Origin of the sequence: Stappia sp. BW2 (genome assembly GCF_008107695.1) — a bacterium.
GTDB lineage: Bacteria > Pseudomonadota > Alphaproteobacteria > Rhizobiales > Stappiaceae > Roseibium.
This window is the reverse complement of the sequence record NZ_VIRG01000093.1, coordinates 110248-131480: the sequence shown is the minus strand read 5'-3', so window position 1 is coordinate 131480 and position 21233 is coordinate 110248. Positions and strand designations below refer to the sequence as shown.

Genomic DNA, 21233 nt, shown 5'->3' with positions numbered 1-21233 from the left:
TTCGGGAGAGCTGCGCGCCCGCATTTCCGGGCGCCGCGCCGTTATCTGTCGGTTTCGGGTTGCGTGCCGCTCTCGGGACCAGCCTTCGGGGAGCCGGCCAAGTCCTTGAGTACCCCGGAAACATTGATCGCGGCGAGCGACAGCGGCTCAAGCTGACCTTCCGCTTTCTTGACTTCGCGCTTGCCGCGGATCCTGGTCAGCATACCCGTCGGGTTGCTTGAACTGCAGATCCCCGCGAAAACGTCGCGTAGCTGAAGGCCCTCCAGGCCTCCTCCTCCCAATGCGTCGACCATCATCATGTCGTTCTGACACAGATCGTTGGAATCGACACACAGATTGATGACAGCGTTCCAGAGCTCCGGATCGACGGAGCCGTAGTAGCTGACAGGGTTTGCAATGCTCGGTTCGTCGAGCTTCAGAAAGGCCGTGCGGTCGAGCGGCTGTTCGCTGTCCTGGGCCTTGGCGACCCAATCCTCGAAGCCTTTTTCATCGACGCTGTGGAACTTGAACCGCATATGCGAGAAGCCGGCGCCGCTGTAATTGGACGAGAACCCGTCATAGACGCCTTCCTCGTTCATGACCGCATTCAGTTCGGTCTGCATGCCGGCCATCGCGTAGATCTGGCCTGCGAGTGCGGGAACGAAGAAGGAATTCATGACCGTGGACGAGGTGATCTCGAATTTCACCGGCCGGTCGACCGGAGCAGCAAGTTCGTTGACCGCCGCGACGCCCTGTTCGGGGTAGATGAACAACCACTTCCAGTCCATGGCGACCACCTGAATCACCAATGGTTCTTCACCTGCCGGAATTTCCTTTTCGGCGGAAATCCGTTCGAGTGGTGAATAGGGGTCGAGACGGTGCGTTGCGACCCAAGTCAGTCCTGCGAGGCACATGATGATTGCCATCGGAACCGTCCAGATGACGATTTCCAGGCTCGTGGAGTGGTGCCAGTCGGGCTGGTACTCCGCGTCCTTGTTGGAGGATCTGTACTTGATTGCGAAAATGACTGTGAGGGCCATTACTGGCAGGACGACGATCAGCATGAGGATCGTCGAATAGATGATGAGTTCAGCCTGCTGGCTTGCGATGTCCCCGGCGGGGTTCATCACGACCATATTGCAGCCACTGAGAAAAGGCGCTGCCGCCAACAGAGGCGCAAGTTTGGAAAGTCTCATATGGGATCACCGCTGGTCGGGTAAAGTCTGGCCTGGCCAGAATACGCCAACGGTGCGGCGCAACGGACGGGTGGCCTCAGTTCGAGGTGGGATCACCTTCTGAGCGACTTATTATCCCGATCTTGCAGCGCGCACAAGGCGATATTGCGTCGCAGCATAACTCCAGCTGCAAGAAATTAGTATATATACTTATAGGTGTGTTTCACAGCAAGCCCCAGACACCATGGCGCAAAGCCTAAAAATCGTGCTAGCTTCCGCTGGAGGAGCTTCTTCGCGCTGCACTATAAGGTCGTCTCAGGGAAACCAATCAGTGCGCGGGAAGTTGACATGAGAGGAGAACGTTCTTCCGGCGATGCCGTTCGCCGGTTTCTTTCCGAAGCACCGCGCGAGCTCAAAGGATATTCGCTGCGCGGTTTTCAGACTGCAACGAACGGGAACGACACAGGGAACCCGAATGACTGATGCCACGAATGCGCATGGCAACCTTGCCAACGGCGCCGCAAAACACCTCGATCTCGACGAGTACATCATCACTGTCGTCATGGCGCGCGTAACCGATCATTTCGGTTTCTTCGTCTACGCGTTTGCGTCCGTGCTCGTCTTTCCGGCGGTTTTCTTTCCCAACTATGATGCGGCGACCGGCATCATGCTGTCGTTTGCGGTCTTTCCGCTCGCCTTTCTCGTCAGGCCCTTTGCCAGCCAGGTGTTCAAACGGCTCGAGCCGCGCATCGGCCGATCCGGCAAGATCACGCTTGCCCTCTTCGTCCTCGGCGGATCGACCATGGCGATCGGGCTTTTGCCAAACTACCAGACGGCGGGCATTCTGGCGCCGCTGCTGCTGATCGTCATGCGCATCGGGCAGGGCATCGGGCAGGGTGGATCCTGGGACGGGCTGACGCTGCTCCTCCAGACAAATGCGCCGGAAAACCGGCGTGGCTGGTACGCGATGATCCCGCAGCTCGGGGCGCCGATCGGCCTGTGTGTCGCTGCCGCAATCTTCTACGTGCTGACCGGTTTCCTGACTGTGCAGGAATTCGTGAGCTGGGGCTGGCGCTGGCCGTTCTTCGCCGTGCTGGCGGTGAACGTCGTGTCGCTCTTCGCGCGGCTGCAACTCATTCACACCGAAGCACACGAGATGTTCAAGGAAGAGGCACTGCTGAAGTCGAGCCCCTTCTTTGAAATGCTCTCCGTGCACTGGAAGGACGTTCTTCTCGCGACGTTCCTGCCGCTTGCCAGCTACGCCATCCTGCACATGGTCACCGTGTTCCCGCTGGCCTTCGATTATCTTGAGGCCCAGCATCCGGTCTCAGACTTCCTGCTGCTGTTGCTGGTCGGAGGTGTGATCTCCATTCCGTCCGTGGTGATCTCCGGCGTTCTGTCCGACAAGTTCGGGCGCAGAAAAATGCTTGCCGCCGTTTCGGTCGCAATCGCGCTCTTCAGCTTCATCGTGACAAACCTGCTCGACGGCGGCGTGACCTATGTCCTTGTCGGCTACGTTCTGCTCGGTCTTTCCTACGGGCAGGCGAGTGCGATCCTGCCCAACCGGTTCCTGAAGCAGTACCGCTACACCGCGAGCGCTCTTTCCGTTAACCTTTCGTGGATTTTCGGCGCCGCTTTCGCTCCTCTTGTTGCCCTCGGCCTTTCGCTCAATTTCGGCGTGGCCTCTGCCGGCTATTACCTTCTGTCGGGGGCGCTGGTCACACTGGCTGCCCTTACCGTGCTGACCTTCCGTGAAAAGCATGCGAGGCAGTCGGCTTCCAGTGGCGGAGATATCTGAGTGAACGCCTGCTTGGTTCCATAGCGCCCAGATGAAGGCGACGCGTGCGCTCTTCCCCGATCCGGGGTATGAGCGGGAGTTTCCGAACGCCGCACGCGGCGCCCCGTCGACATCCGGAGAAGGGTCATGAGTGGACAGGCAGCGAAATCGGAATACTTGATCCGGACCCGGGCCACGCTCATCGGCATCAACACCGATCTGAACGGAGAGGTGCTGGCCGAAGCGGGCATTCATGTCAGGAACGGCGTTATCGCGGCGGTGGCGCCGTTCGACAGTCTAAGGGCCCAATATCCGGACCTTGCGGTCGAGGGCGGGCCGGACATGATCGCGTTTCCGGGTCTCGTCAACGGCCATCACCATTCCGGGCTGACGCCCTTCCAGCTTGGCGTGCCCTATGGTCCGCTGGAGCTCTGGCTGCCGCAATTCCGGGGCATGCGGTATGTCGGGCACAGGCTGGATACGCTCTACTCGGCAATCGAGATGCTGGAATCGGGCACGACGACGGTTCAGCACATCCATCCAGGCCTTGTCGGCGATACGGACAACTGGACGGACCTTTCGGACAAGGTCATTGGCGCCTATCGCGACATTGGCATGCGGGTCTCTTTCTCTTTCATGATCCGCGACCGCAACCAGCTCGTCCATGAAGACGACGAACCGTTTCTGGCCGGACTGCCGGAGGACGAAGCGGCCTATTGGCGGCCGAAGCTTGCCGCCAGCAAGGCACCGATCACCGCGTATATGGACTGGTTCGAGGCGCAAAAGGAAGCGTGGGCAAAGGCGGACCCGCAAGCTGTCTCCTGGCAGCTCGCACCCGCAAATCTGCACTGGTGTTCCGATGACTGCCTTGCCGGGATCTTCGACACCGCGCAACGTACCGGTTCGAAGATCCACATGCATCTGGTGGAAACCAGGCTGCAAGCGGAATACGCACGTCGCACCTACGGTAAGTCGGCGATCCGGCATCTGGCGGACCTGGGCTGTCTGACCGGCAACCTCACGCTTGGCCACGGCATCTGGGCCGATGCGGAAGACCTTGATCTTGTCCGGGAATGCGGCTGCACGATCTGCCACAATGCCAGCTCGGGATTGCGCCTGGCCAGCGGAGTCGCGCCGGTCAACGACATGCTTCAGAGGGGCGTGCCGGTCTGCCTTGGCATCGACCAGGCGGGGATCAACGACGACCGGGACATGCTGCAGGAAATGCGGCTTGTCTGGGCGCTGCACCGGGAACCAGGTCTGGCCACCTTCCGGCCCTCTGCCGGACATGTCTTCCGGATGGCGACGGAACACGGGGCGGCGACCACGGGCTTTGAGGGCCGGATCGGCCGTCTGGATGTGGGCAAGGCAGCGGATATCGTGCTCGTCGACTGGAATGACATCGCCCGTCCGTTCATCGATGACCGGGTCCCGCTTGTCGATGCGCTGCTCCAGCGCACCCGTCAGATGCCGGCGGACACCGTGTTTGTCGCTGGCAGGAAAGTCGTCTCCGAGGGCAGGGTGACATCGATCGACCGGAACGCGGTTCTGGAGGAGATCCGGACTATCCTGACCTCGGCACTGACCCCGCAGGAGCGAGAAGCGCAAGACAGGACGGCGGCGCTATTGCAACACATGACGTGCTGGTTCGACGCGCGTTATCGGCAAGACACGCGCCGGGCCTACCGCTTCAACGCGATTGCCGGCCAATCCTGACCAATTCATTCGGCAGGCTGTTGAGAGCCGCCGCCAACTGATTGGCGAAGCGCGCGGAGGCGACTGACAAGGTGCGCCCACGCATCTGCATCAGCGTCAGATTGCCATACGGCACGTCTTCCTTGCCCAGTGCCCTGAAGACCAGACGCTCGTCTCCGTAGATGTTGAGGCCGATGGGAAACTGGAAACCGACGGCCCTTTCCTGCTGCACGTAGTGGCGCATGAACTCGAAGGAATCGGCTTCTGCGACCGGTTCCATCTTCTGGCTCATGTTCGCCACGGCGATGTCGAGCAGATAGCGGATACCGATCCGTTTCGGCGGAACCACATGCGGATAACCCAGGCAGTCCCTCAGGCGCAGTCTTTCCTTCGCCGCAAGGGGGTGGTCCCTGGCCATGACCGCGTAGACAGGCTGTTCCACCGACAGGAGCACATCGAAATCGCCCAGGTGCGCGGGCTCGAAGACCAACGCCAGGTCGCTTTCGAAGGCGCGCAGATCCTCCTCCGCCGCGTCCCGGTCGCGTACATGTACCGAAAAGGAAACGCCAGGATGTTCGGCGCGGTAGGCAGCGATCTGGGCCGGCATGAAATAGGGCTGGATCGCCTGGGAGCAGGCAATGCTGACATGGCCGCGCCGCAGGCCCGACAGGTCGGCCACCTGGCTGCGAACCCGGTCCATGTCGGCCAGTTGCCCGCGAATATGCTGGATCAGGAGCTCACCGGCCGGATTGAGGCGAACCCCACCGTGAAGGCGTTCGAAGATGGGCGCGCCGAACTCTTCCTCAAATCCAAGAATACGGCGGTTCAGGGCCGACGACGTGATGTTCATGTCTTCGGCGGCCTTGCGGATGGAGCCGGCCTTGCTCACTGCATCGATCAGCTTGAGCGTTTGAAGGTGCCTCATTTTCAATGCCTTACAAATGGCGCTGCAAATTTTGAAGCACAAAGGTGCAAAAATAGCAATAGAAGTACTCACCAAAGGCGCGCATCGTAGGTCCGAGAGGGAGGGGCTTTCTCCCCTTTCCTTCCAAGAGGGGACCGATATGACCTATGAAACTTCACGTCGCGGGTTTCTCACGGGCGTCGGAGCGACAGCGCTCGGAGCATCCGTTTTACCGTTTCTGAAAGTGCTGCCCGCCTCTGCCGCCGGCAACGACGTGGTGGTGGCCGTCACCGGCCAGACCATCAACAGCCTGGACATTCACCGCAAGGGGACGAACCGCCCGAGCTACCAGGTGGCCGTGAATGTCTATGACCGGCTCGTGAGTTTCGGCACCAAGACGCTAGAGGACGGCAGCCTGTCCTATGATTATGCGGTGATCGAGCCCGAAGTGGCCGAAAGCTGGGAATTCACCGATGATGGCATGGCGATCGTTTTCAAGCTGCGCCCGGAAGGCAAATTCCAGGACGGTTCGCCGATCACCGCCGAGGACGTGAAATGGTCCTTTGACAGGGCGGTCAGCGTGGGCGGGTTCCCGACGGTGCAGATGAAGGCCGGCTCCCTCGAGAAACCGGAGCAATTCGAGGCCATCGACGAATTCACCTTCAAGATCAATCTTCTGCGCAAATCCAAACTGACCCTGCCGGATCTCGCGGTTCCGGTGCCGATGATCATCAACGCCAAGGTGGCGCGCGAACACGCGACCGAAGACGATCCCTGGGCGATGGAATATCTGCACAAGACCCCGGCCGGGTCCGGCGCTTTCAAGGTAGCCTCGTGGAAGCCGGGCGAGCAGCTTGTCTATGAACGCAACGACGATTGGACGTCAGGCCCGGTCCCGGCGGTCAAGCGCGTTGTCCTGCGCGAGGTGCCCAGCCCCGCCACCAGACGTGCGCTGCTGGAACGCGGCGACGTCAACATGTCCTTCAACATGCCCAACAAGGACGCCAAGGAGCTGTCCGGCACCGAGGACATCACGGTCACGACGACGCCTGTCGAAAACGCGATCTACTGCCTGTGTCCCAACCTTTCGTTCGAACCGTTCAAGGACAAGAGGGTTCGGCAGGCGATTGCCTGGTCGGTGCCTTACGAGGAAGTGTTCCAGACGGCCGCCTACGGCCGCGGCGCCCCCTTGTGGGGCGGTCAGTCGGCGACGCCGGCAGATATCGCCTGGCCGCAGAAATTCCCGTATTCCACGGATCTCGACAAGGCCAAGGCCCTTCTGGAGGAAGCCGGCTACGGTGAAGGCTTCGAGGTGCCGCTGTCCATCGACTTGTCGCAAAGCGACTGGATGGAGCCGGCCGCCCTGCTGATCCAGGAAAACCTCGCCAAGATCGGTATCAAGACAACGATCGAGAAGATCCCGGGGGCCAACTGGCGCACCGCCTCGCTGGTCGAAAAGCGGCTGCCGCTGCATCTTGAAACGTTCGGCGGCTGGCTCAACTATCCCTGTTACTACTTCTTCTGGGCCTATCAGGAAGGCCATCTCTTCAACTCGTCCAACTATCGCAACGAAGAGATCGAGACACTGACACCGGAAGCGCTGCACATGCCGGTAGAGGATCCCGACTATGCGCCCAAGATCAAGCGCATGATCGAGATCGTCTGGGACGAGGTGCCGCGTATTGCCCTGTGGCAGCCGGCGCTCAATGTCGGCACGCGCAACCTTGCAGGCTACGAGTACTGGTTCCACCGCCAGCTCGATGTCCGCGGACTGAAGAAGGTCTGACGCTGATGGCCGGGCGCCTGTCGACGATCGGGCTAAGGATCACACATGCCATTCCCGTGATCCTGGGGGTGGTCGTGGTCAGCTTTCTGCTGACCCGCGCCCTTCCCGGCGACCCGGCCGTCTATTTTGCGGGCGCCGCGGCCAACGAGCAGTCGATCGCCGAGATCCGGACGGCGCTCGGGCTGGACAAGCCCTTGACCGAACAGTTCCTTGTCTATGCCGGAGATGTGCTCACCGGCGATCTCGGCAATTCGCTCTCGACAGGGCAGCCGGTGCTGGAAGATCTGGCGAACAGGCTTCCAGCGTCGCTTGAACTGACCCTGACGGCACTGCTGCTCTCGTGCAGCATCGCCATTCCGCTTGGCGTGTTGGCAGCGACACGCCCCGGGTCGGCAGTCGATCACCTGTGCCGGGTGCTCGTTACGGCAGGTGTATCACTGCCGACCTTTTTTACCGGCATCGTGCTGATCTATGTCTTCTACTACCTGCTCGGCATCGCACCGTCTCCGCTCGGCCGTCTGGATTTCATCTATATCGAACCGGATCATGTCACCGGCTTCTACCTGATCGACGCGGCAATAGCTGGCGACTGGGAGACCTGGATCGGTGCGCTCAAGCAACTGGTGCTGCCGGCGACGACGCTGGCGCTTTTCACCCTGGCGCCGCTGGCGCGCATGACCCGCGCGGCCATGCTCAGCGCGCTGTCCTCGGATTACATTCGCACGGCGCGTGCCGCCGGTCTCACGGAGGACAAGGTGCTGTTCACCTATGCGTTCCGCAATGCGCTTCTGCCGGTCATCACGACGCTCGGCATGGTGTTCTCCTTCACGCTTGGCGCGAATGTCCTGGTGGAAAAGGTTTTCGCCTGGCCCGGCATCGGCTCCTACGCGGTGGAGGCGCTCGTGGTGTCCGACTATGCGGCCGTTCAGGGGTTCGTCCTGGCGATGGCGCTGCTGTTCGTCGCGCTCAATCTGGTGATCGATCTCACCTATACGCTCATCGACCCCCGTATCGGATTTGAAACCAAATGAGTGATCTGGCGACCGCTTCCCTGCCTGCCAAACAGCCCGACGGTGCGCTGGCTCACGCGGCCTATGTCCTGCGCTCCAATCCGGTAACTCTGCTGGCTTTCTCCATGTTCGCCGTGCTGCTTGTCGCCGCGATCCTCGGTCCGGCGCTCGTGCCCTACGATCCGATGGCCTCAAATGCGGCGCAGGCGCTGCAGCCGCCATCGTTCGATCACTGGTTCGGCACCGACAACCTGGGCCGGGACGTGCTCAGCCGGGTGGTGGTGGCGACACGGCTTGATCTCGTTATTTCCGTGGCCGCGGTAGCCCTGTCCTTCCTGATCGGATCGATCCTCGGCAGCATCGCCGGGTATTGGGGCGGCTGGATCGATTCCGTGCTCAACCGGCTGTTCGACACGATCATGGCCTTTCCGCTGTTTGTCCTGGCCATGGGCATTGTCGCAGCGCTCGGCAACACCGTCGAGAATATCGTCTACGCGACTGCGGTCATCAACATTCCCTTCTATGCCCGGCTGGTTCGGGCCGAGGTGAACATTCGCCGGGACGCCGGGTTCGCGCAGGCCGCCAAACTGGCCGGCAATTCCGACATCCGCGTGCTGGCTGTGCACATCTTCCCCAACGCGCTGCCGCCGATGATGGTGCAGGTGTCGCTGAACCTAGGCTGGGCAATCCTCAACGCGGCGGGGCTGAGCTTCATCGGTCTCGGCGTCCGGCCGCCGACAGCCGAATGGGGGATCATGGTTGCCGAAGGCGCCAACTTCATTGTGTCCGGGGAATGGTGGCTGGCGATCTTCCCGGGTCTTGCACTGATGTTCGCCGTATTCACCTTCAACCTCCTGGGAGACGGGCTGCGCGACATTGTCGACCCCCGGCAACGCACATGAGCCTTTTGTCGATCAAGGACCTCAAGGTTTCCTTCAAGACCCGGCGCGGTGACGTCGATGCGGTGAGGGGCGTGTCCCTGGATGTCGCCAAGGGCGAGGTTCTCGGTATTGTCGGGGAGTCGGGATCTGGAAAATCCGTCACCTCCTACGCGCTGATGCGCCTGCTGGAGAGCAACGGCCGGGTCACTGGCGGTGCCTTGTCCTATGGCGGTATCGATCTGGGAACCGTCAAGGAAAGCGTCATGCGGGACCTGCGCGGCCGGGAAATCTCCATGATCTTCCAGAACCCGCGTGCGGCCCTCAATCCGATCCGCAAGGTTGGCCACCAGATCGAGGACGTGCTGCGCCGCCATTCCAGGGCGACCCGGTCCAATGCCCGCGCCGAAGCCATCAAGGCGCTGGAGGCGGTACGCATCCGGAACGCGGAGGCACGCTACAGCGCCTATCCCTTCGAACTGTCCGGCGGCATGTGCCAGCGCATCGTCATCGCCCTGGCTCTTGCCTGCGACCCCAAGCTGCTGATTGCCGACGAGCCGACCACGGGCCTCGACATCACCACCCAGAAAGCGGTGATGGACCTGATCGTCGACCTGATTGCCGAACGCGGCATGAGCGCCATAGTGATCACCCACGACCTTGGTCTGGCCGCGCAATATTGCGACCGGATCGCGGTCATGAAGGATGGCGAAGTCGTGGAGGAAGGACAGGCCGAGCGCCTGTTCGCAGCCCCCCGACATGCCTATACGCGCAAGCTGGTCGACGCGACGCCCCGCGCGGGTGCCTCCGTGCGTTCTCTTCTACCCTCGGAGCTGCGCACGGCAGCGCCGGTGCTTGCCAAGGCGACGGCGCCGCTCCTGGAGGTCCGCGACCTGGTCAAGACCTACCAGGGCAAGTCCGGTCCGGTGCAAGCGGTCAAGGGCATATCCTTCGCAGTAAAGAAGGGCCAGAGCGTGGGCCTTGTGGGAGAATCGGGCTGCGGCAAGTCCACGACCTCCGCCATTCTCGTGCGCCTGGCCGATCCGACCAGTGGCGAAATTCTCTTCAACGGCGAGGATCTGGCCAAAACACCTGCGAAGGACTTCGCCCGCGATCCCCGCAGGGCGCGGATCCAGATGGTGTTTCAGGACGCGACAGACAGTTTCAATCCCCGCCACACGGCACGCCACTCCATCGGCGAGCCGCTGGCCCGCCTTTCCGGTCTGTCCCGCAAGAAGCGTCAGGACAGGATCGATGAACTGGCGGACCTGGTCGGTCTGCCGCGACCGCTGCTCGACAGGTTTCCCCATCAGCTGTCCGGTGGACAGAAGGCACGGGTCGGCATCGCACGGGCCATTGCGGTCGATCCGGAATTTCTCATTCTCGACGAACCGACCGCCGCGCTGGACGTCTCCATCCAGGCAATCGTGCTCAACCTGCTTGTCGACCTGAGGGCCAAGCTCGGCATCAGTTATCTTTTCGTCAGCCACGACCTTCATGTCGTCCGTCTGCTCTGCGACCACGTCATCGTGATGCGCGACGGCGAGATCGTCGAAGAGGGCCCGGCCGACAGGGTCATGGAAGCCCCAACCCATCCCTATACACGGGAGCTGCTCGCCGCCGCGCCAACCCCGCCAGCCTTGGCGGAGCCGACATTTTCCGCCGCCGAATGAGAAAAAGAGACATTGAGGATCAAGATGTTCGAACTTCCCTTTACGCTTTCGTCCCTGAAATCCGCCTATGCGGAAGGCATCAGTCCCGCGGATATTGTCGAGGAAGTCTTTCGCCGGATCGAGGCCGTCGATGATCCGGGGATCTTCATCCATCTGATCGACAAGCAGGAAGTGCTTGGTCAGGCGGCCGGATTGGGAAAGTACGACGCGTCTCTGCCGCTCTGGGGCATCCCGTTTGTCATCAAGGACAATATCGACGCGGGCGGCAAGCCGACGACGGCTGCCTGCCCTGCCTACGCATATGAGGCGGACACCGACGCTTTCGTGGTCAAGAAATTGCGGGAGGCGGGCGCGCTTCTGATCGGCAAGACGAACCTCGACCAGTTCGCGACCGGGCTGGTCGGGGTGCGCTCCCCCTTCCAGCCGCCGAAAAACGCCGTCGACCCGGCAATTGTGCCGGGCGGTTCGTCTTCCGGATCCGCGGTTGCAGTGGGCCACGGTATCGTCAGTTTTTCGCTCGGCACGGACACGGCCGGCTCCGGGCGCGTGCCTGCCGCGCTCAACAACATTGTCGGCCTGAAGCCGACGCTCGGCGCTCTGTCGGCAAGCGGCGTCGTGCCGGCCTGCCGGACGCTGGACACGATCTCGATCTTTGCACTGACCGTGGAAGATGCTTACTGCGTGTATCAGGCCGCCGCCGGATATGATGAAACGGATGCCTATTCCAGGCAGATCCCCGTGCCTGCACCGGCACCGGTTCCGCCCCGGCTCCGGATCGGCATTCCCGATGCCGGTTCCATCGAATTCTGCGGTGACGAGGCGCAGGAAAAGTCCTTCCGCGACACGGTTGCGCTGCTGAAAGCAGATGGTGCCGAGATCGTCGAGGTTGATTTCACACCCTTCTACGATGTCGCCCACATGCTCTATGAAGGGGCCTGGGTGGCCGAGCGCCATACGGTCATCGAGGACCTGATGCGCGACAACCTGGAAGCCGTTCATCCGGTGACCCGAAAGATCGTCGGGGCGGCGCTGGACCTGAGCGCGACCGACGCCTTCCGCGGAATTTACCGACTGAAGGAACTGGCGCGAAAGACCGAGCCGGTCCTGGCCGAGCTGGACCTCCTGTGTGTGCCGACAATGCCGACTTTCTACAGCGTGGCGGATCTGGAAGCTGATCCGGTCGGGCCGAATTCGCGCAACGGCACCTACACCAACTTCGTCAACTTGCTGGATATGAGCGGCCTTGCCGTTCCGGTGGCGCCGCGGGGCGATGGCCGTCCCGGCAACGTCACCCTCCTGGCGTCGGCGGGCCGCGACGGATTTCTGGCAGCGGTGGGCAGCCGGCTTGAGCAGATGGCGCCGCATACGCTGGGTGCGACCAGTTGGGCATTGCCCGCACCCGTGGAGCTTCAGCCCGCACCGGACACCGGCGAAATCGCCATCGCGGTCTGCGGTGCGCATATGTCCGGCATGGCACTCAACGGTGAGCTGACCGGCCGGGGCGGTCGTTTTCTCAAAAGCGGCGAGACCAGCGATTCCTATGCGCTCTACGCCCTTGCAGGCGGACCGCCGAAACGTCCTGGCCTTGTCAGGGGCGCGCCCGGGTCCGGCAGCCATATCGAACTTGAAATATGGGCGCTGCCCGCTGCCGAGGTTGGCGGGTTCCTCGCCGGCATTCCGGCTCCGCTCGGGCTGGGCACCATCGAACTCGCCGACGGCACGAGCGTGACCGGCTTCATCTGCGAGGCGGTCGGAACAGAGGGCGCAGAAAATATCTCCCACCTCGGCAGCTGGCGGAAGTTCATGGCCAACGCGGCCGGGGGCCCATCCATCGCCGCGGCCGAGTGAAGAAAGAGGCATAGCGGACCATGGCCGACCTGGACATTCCAATCATCGATCTCGAGCCGTTGACGCACGGTGCCGCTGGCGGTCTTGAGACCGTCGCGGCCAAAATCGGCAAGGCGGCCCGTGAGACCGGGTTTTTCTACGTCACCAACCATGGTGTTGACCCGGCGCTGATCGAACAGGTTTTTGCGGCCGCACATCAGCTTTTCGCGCTGCCGACGGACGCCAAGATGGTGCTTACGAAGGATTTCTTCAGGACCAATCGCGGCTATGTGCCGATGAAGGGCGAGAACCTCGATCCGTCGAAGCCGTCCGATCTGAAGGAAGCCTTCAATATCGGACTGGATCTGGAATCCGACGACCCCAGGATTCTCGCGGGGGAACCCTTCCGGGCGATCAATCAATGGCCTGACCTGCCAGGCTGGAAGCAAACCGTGCTCGGTTATTTCAATGCCGTCTGGGCACTGGGCCGCACGATGCACCGCGCAGTGGCAAGCGATCTCGGGACCGATCCGGAATTCTTCGAGGACAAGCTGGATGCCCCCATGGCCACGCTCCGGCTGCTGCACTATCCGCCGCAACCGGCTGTCGCAGAGGAAGGCCAGATCGGTGCCGGCACGCATACGGACTACGGCAACATCACCATCCTGCTCCCCGACTCCGTCGGCGGACTGGAAGTGCGCCGCCGGGACGGGGTCTGGCTCAAGGCCCCCACCATCGAAGGTGCGTTCGTCTGCAATATTGGCGACTGCCTGATGCGCTGGACCAACGACGTCTATGTTTCGACACCTCACCGGGTGGTCAATTCCAGCGGGCTCGAACGTTACTCAATCGCGTTTTTTCTGGATCCCAACCCGGACGCAGAAGTTGCCTGCCTACCCAGCTGTTTGGGGGCTGGAGAGACCGCGAAATATGCCCCGATTTCGGGGTCCGACTACCTGAAATCCAAACTCGATGCGAGCTACGAACCCGTGAAAGCCGCCGGAAATGGAGGAAACCAAACTGACTAATAATTAGTCAGTTTTATAAAGAGACTAATTTATGTGCAAATCTGCAAAGCGAAGGGTGCGCAGACAATGCCGGCAGGCATGAAAAACTGAAAGACAAAACGAAAACACAAATAAGAACAGAGCCTTGGTCATCTGTGTGTGACGAGTCTCATTAGACGGGGAAATGGCACAGGGATTGCTAATTTTAAGCAAGAGACAGACGGAGTGGCCGATTGCGCTTGGCTTCGTCGTAATACGGAGGACGTCATGTCGAAATTCGAATTCTCACGCCGGACTATCCTGAAATCATCTGCCGCGGGGCTTGCCGCGCTGTCCTCGGCCGGCTTTCCACGGCTGGCGCATGCGTCGGATCTGACGGTCGGCATCGTTTATGTCGGCCCGAGAGACGACTTCGGCTGGAACCAGGCCCACGCCGTGGCCGCCGCCGCACTGAAGGCCGTGCCGGGCGTGACGGTCGTGGAAGAAGAGAACGTGCCGGAAACGATCGCGGTCCAGAAATCCATGGAATCCATGATCAACCTGGACGGCGCCAAACTGATTTTCGCGACCTCCTTCGGTTACTACAAACCGTTCGTGCTGGACGTGGCTGCAAAGTACCCCGACGTGGAATTCCGGCACGCGGCGCCGCTGTGGACGGAAGGCGATCCGAAGAACGCGGGCAGCTATTTCGGTTATCTCGATCAGGCGCATTTCGTGGACGGCGTTGCCGCCGGTCTGTCGACGACCAGCAACAAGCTGGGATTTGTCGCCGCCAAACCGATCGGCACGGTTCTGCGCAACATCAACTCCTTCCTTCTGGGCGCGCGCAAGGTCAATCCGGAAGCGACGGTCCAGGTGATCTTCACCGGGGAATGGTCGATGCCGGTGAGGGAGGCCGAGGCCGCCAATGCGCTGGTGGATGCCGGCTGTGATGTCCTGACCTGCCATGTCGACGGTCCGAAAGTGGTGATCGAAACGGCCGAGTCCCGGGGCGTCAAATGCTGCGGTCACAACGCTTCCCAGGCGCCGCTCGCACCCAACGGCTTCATCACCGGGGCAGAATACAAGTGGGAGACCATCTACAAGATGTTCGCCGCCGATCTGGCCGAAGGCGAGCCCCTGCCGAACTTCACGGGCGGCGGCTTCGATGTCGACTTCGTGCGCTCCACACCCTATGGCGCCGGGGCCACGGAAGCTGCGATCGCCTCGGCCGATGCGGCCCGTGCCGACGTCAAGGCGGGCAAGCCGATCTTCGTCGGGCCAATCAACAAGCAGGACGGCACCCAGCTGCTGGCGGCCGGAGCCAGCTTCGACAATTACGAACCGTCTCTCGACCAGACCGACTACCTGATTGAAGGCGTCCAAGGCTCGATTACCTGAGCATAACCCCGTGGCATGCCCGGCGAGCCGTTCCCGAATGGCCCGCCGGGTGTGGCTAACATCCCGGCGGCAAACGCCGGGGAGTGCCGCGCGTGCGGCTCAAACATCAGGGAATTGGCATGGCAGACACCACGGAAACGCCCGGACTTGCGGTCCAGTCCAGCCTGGGGGGCGATCTCATGGACCGGCTCAGGCGGTCGGCTGAATATGTGGTCATTCCGCTTCTGGCACTGGTTTTCTCAGGGCTCCTGTTTTCCATCTTCCTGCTTTCACTCGGCAAATCCCCGGTGGACTTCTTCTCGCTCGTGTGGCGCGGCGGTTTCGGCACCAGCTTTTCCTGGCAGAACACGCTCGTGCGCTCCGCGCCGCTTGTGTTCACGGCCCTGTGCGTTGCCATCCCGGCGCGTCTCGGTCTCGTGATCATCGGCGGCGAGGGGGCGCTGGTTCTCGGCGGTTTCGCTGCCGCCGCCATCGCCGTTCCCATGATCGACTGGGCACCGAGCTTCCTGATACTCGGTGTCATGGCGATTGCGGGCATGCTGGCCGGCGGCCTGTGGATCGGCTGCGTTGGCGCATTGCGGCACTACCGCGGAGTGAACGAGACGATCGCGTCGCTGCTGATGTTCTACATCGCTGTCTCGATCCTGAACTTCTTCGTCGAGGGCGCCATGCGTGATCCCTCGGACCCGAACAAGCCGTCGACCCGGCCGATCGGCTCGGACAACATGATCGGCGTCATCCCCGGAACGGACGTGCACTGGGGGCTGCTTGTGGGCGTCGTCCTGTGCGCATTGCTCTATCTTCTGATGAACCGCACCACGTTCGGCTTCGCCGCGCAGATCGCGGGCGGGAACCTGAGGGCTGCGAAGGCGCAGGGCTTGCCGGTCGGCCGACTTGTCGTTGTGTCCTGCGCGATTGCCGGTGCCTGTGCCGGGCTGGCCGGTTTCTTCGAAGTCGCCGCCATTCACGGCAAGGCAAATGCCTCCCTGATCGCGGGCTACGGCTTCACCGGTATTCTCGTCTCGTTCCTCGCCCGCCACAATCCGCTGGTGATCATACCGGTCGCCTTCTTCCTCGGCGGGATCGCCGCCTCGGGCGGTCTGATCCAGCGCCGCATGGACCTGCCGGACGCCACAGTGCTTGTCCTGCAGGGGCTGCTGTTCCTCGTCATCCTGGTTTCGGAAACCTTCTACGGACGCTTTTCCATCTTCAAGTCGAAGGGAGGCACACAATGAGCGACGACGCCGGCTTCATGACCGTGCTGCTGGCGATGTTCGCCGGAGCCATCAGGGTCTCGACCCCGTTCCTGTTCGTCAGTCTTGGCGAGATGCTGACGGAGAAATCCGGGCGCATCAATCTGGGACTGGAAGGCACGCTCGTCTTTGGCGCCATGTCCGGCTACGCGATCTCCTACCATACGGGCTCGCCCTGGCTGGGCGTGCTCGTTGCCGGACTATGCGGATCGGGTTTTGGCGCGCTGCACGGTTACCTTTGCAAGCTGCCCAAGGTCAACGACATCGCCATCGGCATCGCGCTGATGCTGTTTGGCACCGGTCTCGCCTTCTTTTTCGGCAAGGCCTACATCCAGCCGTCAGCGCCGCGCCTGCCCTCGCTATCCTTCGGGTCGTGGAGCGATCATCCAGGCGTGCGCCAGGCGCTCGAGATCAACCCGCTGTTCCTGCTTGGTATCGTTCTGGCTGTCTTCCTGTGGTGGGCGCTGAAGAACACCCGCTACGGACTGACGATCCGAACAACAGGGGACAGTGCCCCGGCGGCCCTGGCGCTCGGCATCAATGTCGACAAGGTCCGGCTGCTGTCGACCATGGCCGGCGGGTTTTTCGCCGGCGTCGGGGGATCGTTCCTGTCGCTCTATTATCCCGGCAGCTGGACGGAGGGACTGTCTTCCGGACAGGGACTGATGGCCGTCGCGCTCGTGATTTTCGCGCGCTGGAACCCGATCTACTGCTTCTGGGCAGCACTGCTCTTCGGCGCGGCCGGAGCGCTCGGTCCGGCCCTTCAATCCATCGGCATTTCGCGCGGCTATCACTTCTTCAATGCCGCGCCTTACATCCTCACCCTTTTGATCATGATCGCGAGCACGTCCCCCAGACGGTCGCTCAAGGGCGCCCCCGGCGAACTCTCGATCACCAAATAAGGAGCCACGACATGAGCGGACTTGGAGGACTGAACAAGGCCCCGAATGGGGTCGTTCTGGGAATGGTGCAGCTGCAGCTGCCGACCGTCGCGACCGAGGACGATCTCGCACGGCAGACCCAGGTGATCGTTGACATGGTGGCCAAGGCCCGGCGCAATATGCCGACCATGGACATGGTCGTCTTCCCGGAATATGCGCTGCACGGCCTCTCCATGGATATTAATCCGGACATCATGTGCACGCTGGATGGTCCGGAAGTGGCGGCCTTCAAGAAGGCCTGTGTCGACAACGAAATCTGGGGCTGTTTTTCCATCATGGAACTCAACCCCGGCGGCATGCCCTACAATTCCGGGCTGGTCATCGACGATAAGGGCGAGCTGAAACTCTACTACCGCAAGATGCATCCCTGGGTGCCCGTCGAGCCGTGGGAGCCCGGCGACCAGGGCATTCCGGTGATCGACGGCCCGAACGGCTGCAAGCTGGCGCTGATCATCTGCCATGACGGCATGTTCCCGGAGATGGCCCGGGAGTGCGCCTACAAGGGCGCCGAAATCATGATCCGGACGGCCGGCTACACGGCCCCCATCCGGGACAGTTGGAGGTTCACCAACCAGTCCAACGCCTTCTGCAATCTCATGGTGACCGCCAATGTGTGCATGTGTGGCACGGACGGGACCTTCGACAGCATGGGCGAGGGCATGATCGTCAACTTCGACGGCACCATTCTGGCCCATGGAACCAGCGGCCGGCCGAACGAGATCATCACTGCGGAAGTCCGGCCCGATCTCGTGCGCGAGGCACGCATCAACTGGGGCGTGGAGAACAACATCTACCAGTTCGGTCATCGCGGTTACGTGGCGGTGAAAGGCGGCGCACAGGATTGCCCCTACACCTACATGACCGACCTTGCAGCGGGGCGCTACCGTCTGCCCTGGGAGGACGATGTCCTGCACAAGGACGGCACCTCCTGCGGTTTCGAGGCACCTGATCGCGTGTTCGGCGAAACCTCCCTCAGCGACGCGGCGGAGTGACCGGCATGAGCCTGGCACAAGTTATGACTGCGGAAACAGCAGAGGGACAGGTCGCCGCGAACCCGTATCCCTGGCCCTATAACGGCGATCTTCGGCCGGACAACACCGCGCTGATCATCATCGACATGCAGACCGACTTCTGCGGCAAGGGCGGCTATGTCGACAGCATGGGGTACGACATTGGCCTGACCCGGGCTCCTATCGAACCGATCGGCAAGGTGCTCGCCGCCATGCGGGCCGGCGGCTATCACATCATTCACACCCGCGAGGGACACCGGCCGGATCTTGCCGACCTGCCCGCCAACAAGCGCTGGCGTTCTCGCCAGATTGGCGCGGGGATCGGCGATCCGGGCCCCTGCGGCAGGATCCTCGTCAGGGGTGAGCCGGGCTGGGAGATCATTCCCGAACTTGCACCGGTCGAAGGCGAACCGATCATCGACAAGCCCGGCAAGGGCTCGTTCTGCGCAACGGATCTGGAGCTGCTGCTGAGAACCCGGGGCATCGACAACCTGATCCTGACCGGCATCACGACGGATGTCTGCGTACACACCACCATGCGCGAAGCCAATGACCGAGGGTTCGAATGCCTGATCCTGGCCGATTGCTGCGCGGCGACCGACCCGGGCAATCACGAGGCCGCCCTGAAGATGGTAACCATGCAAGGCGGTGTCTTCGGCGCGGTGGCGGACAGCGAAACGCTTCTCGGCGGGTTGCGCAGGGCTTCCGGGGAGGCGTCGGCATGAGTGTCGCAGAGACAACCACGCCTGCACCGCGTGCCATCGGCGTGGAAACCATCGGCATGAGCAAGGTTTTCGGGGGTCTGACCGCCCTGGATGACGTTTCGATCCGGGTCTCACCCGGGTCGTTCCACGCGCTTCTGGGGGAAAACGGCGCCGGCAAGTCCACTCTCGTCAAATGCATGATGGGCTTCTACCAGCCGTCCAGGGGGTCGATGCTGGTCAATGGAAAGCAGGTTGCCGTGCCCAATCCGCGGGCCGCGCATGCGCTCGGGATCGGCATGGTCTACCAGCATTTCACGCTGGTGCCGTCCCTGACCGCCGCGGAAAATCTTGTCATCGCACGGGCGGACACACCGACGGTGATCGACTGGACGAAGGAAAGAAAGGCGCTCAACGCCTTTCTGGAGACAACCCCGTTCAAGGTGCCGCTGGATGTGCCCGTCTCGGGGCTTTCCGCAGGAGAAAAGCAGAAGCTTGAAATCCTGAAGCAGCTCTATCTGGACCAGCGGTTCCTGATCCTCGACGAACCGACATCGGTGCTGACACCGGACGAGGCGGACGAAGTTCTGGGGCTGCTGCGCGGCATGACCGAGGCCGGTGAACTCACCATCTTGATGATCACGCACAAGTTCCGAGAGGTCACTGCCTATGCGGACGACGTCACGGTGCTCAGGCGCGGGCGGGTGGTCGGCAGCGGGCGGGTCCAGGATCTGTCCGTCGAGGAGATGAGCCACATGATGATCGGCGAGGCGGACATCCGTGAAAGCGCTGCCCGTGTCGCGCAGCCGGAAAAAACCCTGAAAATCGAGCTGGCCGGCCTCTTTGCGGATGACGACGAGGAACTGCCCGCGATCGAAGCTATCAGCCTGAAGATCCACACCGGCGAAATCCTCGGCATCGCCGGGGTGTCCGGCAACGGCCAGTCGGAACTGATCGAGGTCCTGTCCGGACAACGCACGCCGAGGGATGGCCGGATCTTCATCGACAAGAAACCCTATGAACCGGAACGGGACCAGATGGACCGGTTCAAGGTGTTCGGCTTTTCGGAGGAACCGCTGAAGAATGTTGCCGTGCCGCGCATGAGCGTCGCGGAGAACATGGCCTTCCGCACCTTCGACAAGGCGCCAATTTCCCCGTTCAAGGGCTGGCTGTCGCCGCCGCCCATGCGCAAACGGGCCCGCGAACTGATCGCCGCCTACCGGGTCAAGACACCGTCGACGGAAGAGCCGATCGAGAACCTGTCCGGCGGCAATGTCCAGCGGGCAATCCTGGCCCGCGAGTTGTCCGGCGAAGTCGACGTCCTGATCGTCGCCAATCCCTGTTTCGGCCTGGACTTCGCCTCGGTCGCGGAGATCCGGGCGCAGATCATGGACCAGCGCAACAAGGGGGCGGCGATCCTTCTGGTGTCGGAGGATCTGGATGAAATTCTCGAACTGGCAGATACGGTCGCGGTCATGTCCGAAGGCAGGATCACCTACCAGTCGCCGATGGCGGAAACAGATAGGGCCACGATCGGCCATGCCATGGCGGGGCATCACTGATGATCAGGATTGATGCCGCGCCTTTCACGTTCAGCTTGGATCCTAGCGCCACCGCGCTCGTCGTGATCGACATGCAGCGTGATTTCATCGAGCCGGGCGGGTTCGGCGAAGCGTTGGGCAATGACATCTCGCATATGCAACGGGCGATCGCACCGACCGGCAAGCTGCTTCAGCTGTTCCGGCAGAAGGGATGGCCGGTGATCCACACCCGCGAGACCCACGCGCCGGATCTGAGCGATTGTCCGCCAGCCAAACGAGAGCGCGGCAGTCCCGCGCTACGCATCGGGGACACCGGGCCAATGGGCCGGATCCTGATCCGCGGCGAGCCGGGCGCCGAGATCATATCCGACTGCGCGCCTGTCGCGGGTGAAACCGTCATCGACAAGCCGGGCAAGGGGGCCTTCTACGCGACCGAACTGGGCAAGATCCTGGAGGGGTTCGGCGTAAAACACCTGGTCTTTGCAGGCGTGACCACGGAGGTCTGCGTCCAGACCACAATGCGCGAGGCGAATGACCGGGGCTACGAATGCCTCGTGATCGAGGAGGCGACCGAGAGCTACTTCCCCGAGTTCAAGGCGGCCACGCTCGACATGATCCGGGCGCAGGGCGGCATCGTCGGATGGACGGCGCCGCTCGCGAATTTCGAAAATGCCATCACCCAATGAACCGGAGTGC

At 62.0% G+C, this 21233-nt stretch carries 17 protein-coding genes; 15 read left to right on the top strand and 2 right to left on the bottom strand.

Annotated features, from left to right (window positions below; all coding sequences use genetic code 11):
• Window positions 1–41 precede the first annotated feature (41 nt).
• A complete protein-coding gene (cyoA, locus tag FMN63_RS28235) occupies window positions 42–1175 on the bottom strand; it encodes a ubiquinol oxidase subunit II (protein WP_148587503.1) in 1134 nt (377 codons plus the stop codon).
• A gap of 454 nt (window positions 1176–1629) precedes the next feature.
• Between cyoA and FMN63_RS28230 the strand changes: the two genes are divergently transcribed.
• Entirely contained in the window at window positions 1630–2952 is a 1323-nt protein-coding gene (locus FMN63_RS28230) for an MFS transporter (RefSeq protein ID WP_162530143.1), read from the top strand.
• A 126-nt stretch (window positions 2953–3078) separates the two neighbouring features.
• On the top strand, window positions 3079–4647 hold the full coding sequence (locus FMN63_RS28225; protein WP_148587501.1) for an amidohydrolase family protein: 1569 nt from the start codon (window positions 3079–3081) through the stop codon (window positions 4645–4647).
• Here FMN63_RS28225 and FMN63_RS28220 read toward each other — a convergent pair.
• Entirely contained in the window at window positions 4622–5551 is a 930-nt protein-coding gene (locus FMN63_RS28220; RefSeq protein WP_148587500.1) for a LysR family transcriptional regulator, read from the bottom strand. The genes FMN63_RS28225 and FMN63_RS28220 overlap by 26 nt on opposite strands.
• Before the next feature lie 139 nt (window positions 5552–5690).
• On the opposite strand from FMN63_RS28220, the gene FMN63_RS28215 reads away from it, so the two are divergent.
• The 13 genes from FMN63_RS28215 to FMN63_RS28155 all read left to right on the top strand — a co-directional run bounded on the left by FMN63_RS28215 (window position 5691) and on the right by FMN63_RS28155 (window position 21223).
• Window positions 5691–7316, top strand: a complete 1626-nt coding sequence (locus FMN63_RS28215) for an ABC transporter substrate-binding protein (protein ID WP_148587499.1) — start codon at window positions 5691–5693, stop codon at window positions 7314–7316.
• A 5-nt stretch (window positions 7317–7321) separates the two neighbouring features.
• Window positions 7322–8347 carry an ABC transporter permease gene (locus tag FMN63_RS28210; protein WP_148587498.1) on the top strand — a complete coding sequence of 342 codons (1026 nt, stop codon included), beginning with the start codon at window positions 7322–7324 and terminating at the stop codon, window positions 8345–8347.
• A complete protein-coding gene (locus FMN63_RS28205; protein ID WP_148587497.1) occupies window positions 8344–9228 on the top strand; it encodes an ABC transporter permease in 885 nt (294 codons plus the stop codon). Before FMN63_RS28210 ends, FMN63_RS28205 begins: the two co-directional genes overlap by 4 nt.
• A complete protein-coding gene (locus FMN63_RS28200) occupies window positions 9225–10877 on the top strand; it encodes a dipeptide ABC transporter ATP-binding protein (RefSeq protein ID WP_148587496.1) in 1653 nt (550 codons plus the stop codon). Before FMN63_RS28205 ends, FMN63_RS28200 begins: the two co-directional genes overlap by 4 nt.
• A gap of 24 nt (window positions 10878–10901) precedes the next feature.
• Window positions 10902–12725, top strand: coding sequence for an allophanate hydrolase (gene atzF, locus FMN63_RS28195; RefSeq protein WP_148587495.1), 1824 nt, complete (start codon window positions 10902–10904; stop codon window positions 12723–12725).
• Window positions 12726–12745: 20 nt separating this feature from the next.
• Complete coding sequence (locus FMN63_RS28190; RefSeq protein ID WP_148587494.1) at window positions 12746–13732, top strand: isopenicillin N synthase family dioxygenase; 987 nt, start codon at window positions 12746–12748, stop codon at window positions 13730–13732.
• Window positions 13733–13978: 246 nt separating this feature from the next.
• Window positions 13979–15091 carry a BMP family ABC transporter substrate-binding protein gene (locus FMN63_RS28185; protein ID WP_148587493.1) on the top strand — a complete coding sequence of 371 codons (1113 nt, stop codon included), beginning with the start codon at window positions 13979–13981 and terminating at the stop codon, window positions 15089–15091.
• A 119-nt stretch (window positions 15092–15210) separates the two neighbouring features.
• Complete coding sequence (locus tag FMN63_RS28180; RefSeq protein ID WP_148587492.1) at window positions 15211–16326, top strand: ABC transporter permease; 1116 nt, start codon at window positions 15211–15213, stop codon at window positions 16324–16326.
• On the top strand, window positions 16323–17246 hold the full coding sequence (locus FMN63_RS28175; RefSeq protein WP_148587491.1) for an ABC transporter permease: 924 nt from the start codon (window positions 16323–16325) through the stop codon (window positions 17244–17246). Before FMN63_RS28180 ends, FMN63_RS28175 begins: the two co-directional genes overlap by 4 nt.
• 11 nt (window positions 17247–17257) lie before the next feature.
• Window positions 17258–18277 (top strand): formamidase, encoded by a 1020-nt coding sequence (locus FMN63_RS28170; RefSeq protein WP_148587490.1) that lies wholly within the window; start codon window positions 17258–17260, stop codon window positions 18275–18277.
• Window positions 18278–18282: 5 nt separating this feature from the next.
• On the top strand, window positions 18283–19020 hold the full coding sequence (biuH, locus tag FMN63_RS28165) for a biuret amidohydrolase (protein ID WP_286192788.1): 738 nt from the start codon (window positions 18283–18285) through the stop codon (window positions 19018–19020).
• Window positions 19017–20558: an ABC transporter ATP-binding protein gene (locus FMN63_RS28160; RefSeq protein WP_148587489.1), complete on the top strand. Its 1542-nt coding sequence runs from the start codon at window positions 19017–19019 to the stop codon at window positions 20556–20558. Before biuH ends, FMN63_RS28160 begins: the two co-directional genes overlap by 4 nt.
• A complete protein-coding gene (locus FMN63_RS28155) occupies window positions 20558–21223 on the top strand; it encodes a cysteine hydrolase family protein (RefSeq protein WP_148587488.1) in 666 nt (221 codons plus the stop codon). Before FMN63_RS28160 ends, FMN63_RS28155 begins: the two co-directional genes overlap by 1 nt.
• Window positions 21224–21233: the final 10 nt, after the last annotated feature.

What these genes read in the sequence shown, in the direction of transcription:
- cyoA (WP_148587503.1), bottom strand. Translation starts at nt 1,175, where the DNA reads ATGAGACTTTCCAAACTTGCGCCTCTGTTGGCGGCAGCGCCTTTTCTC.
- FMN63_RS28230 (WP_162530143.1), top strand. Translation starts at nt 1,630, where the DNA reads ATGACTGATGCCACGAATGCGCATGGCAACCTTGCCAACGGCGCCGCA.
- FMN63_RS28225 (WP_148587501.1), top strand. Translation starts at nt 3,079, where the DNA reads ATGAGTGGACAGGCAGCGAAATCGGAATACTTGATCCGGACCCGGGCC.
- FMN63_RS28220 (WP_148587500.1), bottom strand. Translation starts at nt 5,551, where the DNA reads ATGAGGCACCTTCAAACGCTCAAGCTGATCGATGCAGTGAGCAAGGCC.
- FMN63_RS28215 (WP_148587499.1), top strand. Translation starts at nt 5,691, where the DNA reads ATGACCTATGAAACTTCACGTCGCGGGTTTCTCACGGGCGTCGGAGCG.
- FMN63_RS28210 (WP_148587498.1), top strand. Translation starts at nt 7,322, where the DNA reads ATGGCCGGGCGCCTGTCGACGATCGGGCTAAGGATCACACATGCCATT.
- FMN63_RS28205 (WP_148587497.1), top strand. Translation starts at nt 8,344, where the DNA reads ATGAGTGATCTGGCGACCGCTTCCCTGCCTGCCAAACAGCCCGACGGT.
- FMN63_RS28200 (WP_148587496.1), top strand. Translation starts at nt 9,225, where the DNA reads ATGAGCCTTTTGTCGATCAAGGACCTCAAGGTTTCCTTCAAGACCCGG.
- atzF (WP_148587495.1), top strand. Translation starts at nt 10,902, where the DNA reads ATGTTCGAACTTCCCTTTACGCTTTCGTCCCTGAAATCCGCCTATGCG.
- FMN63_RS28190 (WP_148587494.1), top strand. Translation starts at nt 12,746, where the DNA reads ATGGCCGACCTGGACATTCCAATCATCGATCTCGAGCCGTTGACGCAC.
- FMN63_RS28185 (WP_148587493.1), top strand. Translation starts at nt 13,979, where the DNA reads ATGTCGAAATTCGAATTCTCACGCCGGACTATCCTGAAATCATCTGCC.
- FMN63_RS28180 (WP_148587492.1), top strand. Translation starts at nt 15,211, where the DNA reads ATGGCAGACACCACGGAAACGCCCGGACTTGCGGTCCAGTCCAGCCTG.
- FMN63_RS28175 (WP_148587491.1), top strand. Translation starts at nt 16,323, where the DNA reads ATGAGCGACGACGCCGGCTTCATGACCGTGCTGCTGGCGATGTTCGCC.
- FMN63_RS28170 (WP_148587490.1), top strand. Translation starts at nt 17,258, where the DNA reads ATGAGCGGACTTGGAGGACTGAACAAGGCCCCGAATGGGGTCGTTCTG.
- biuH (WP_286192788.1), top strand. Translation starts at nt 18,283, where the DNA reads ATGAGCCTGGCACAAGTTATGACTGCGGAAACAGCAGAGGGACAGGTC.
- FMN63_RS28160 (WP_148587489.1), top strand. Translation starts at nt 19,017, where the DNA reads ATGAGTGTCGCAGAGACAACCACGCCTGCACCGCGTGCCATCGGCGTG.
- FMN63_RS28155 (WP_148587488.1), top strand. Translation starts at nt 20,558, where the DNA reads ATGATCAGGATTGATGCCGCGCCTTTCACGTTCAGCTTGGATCCTAGC.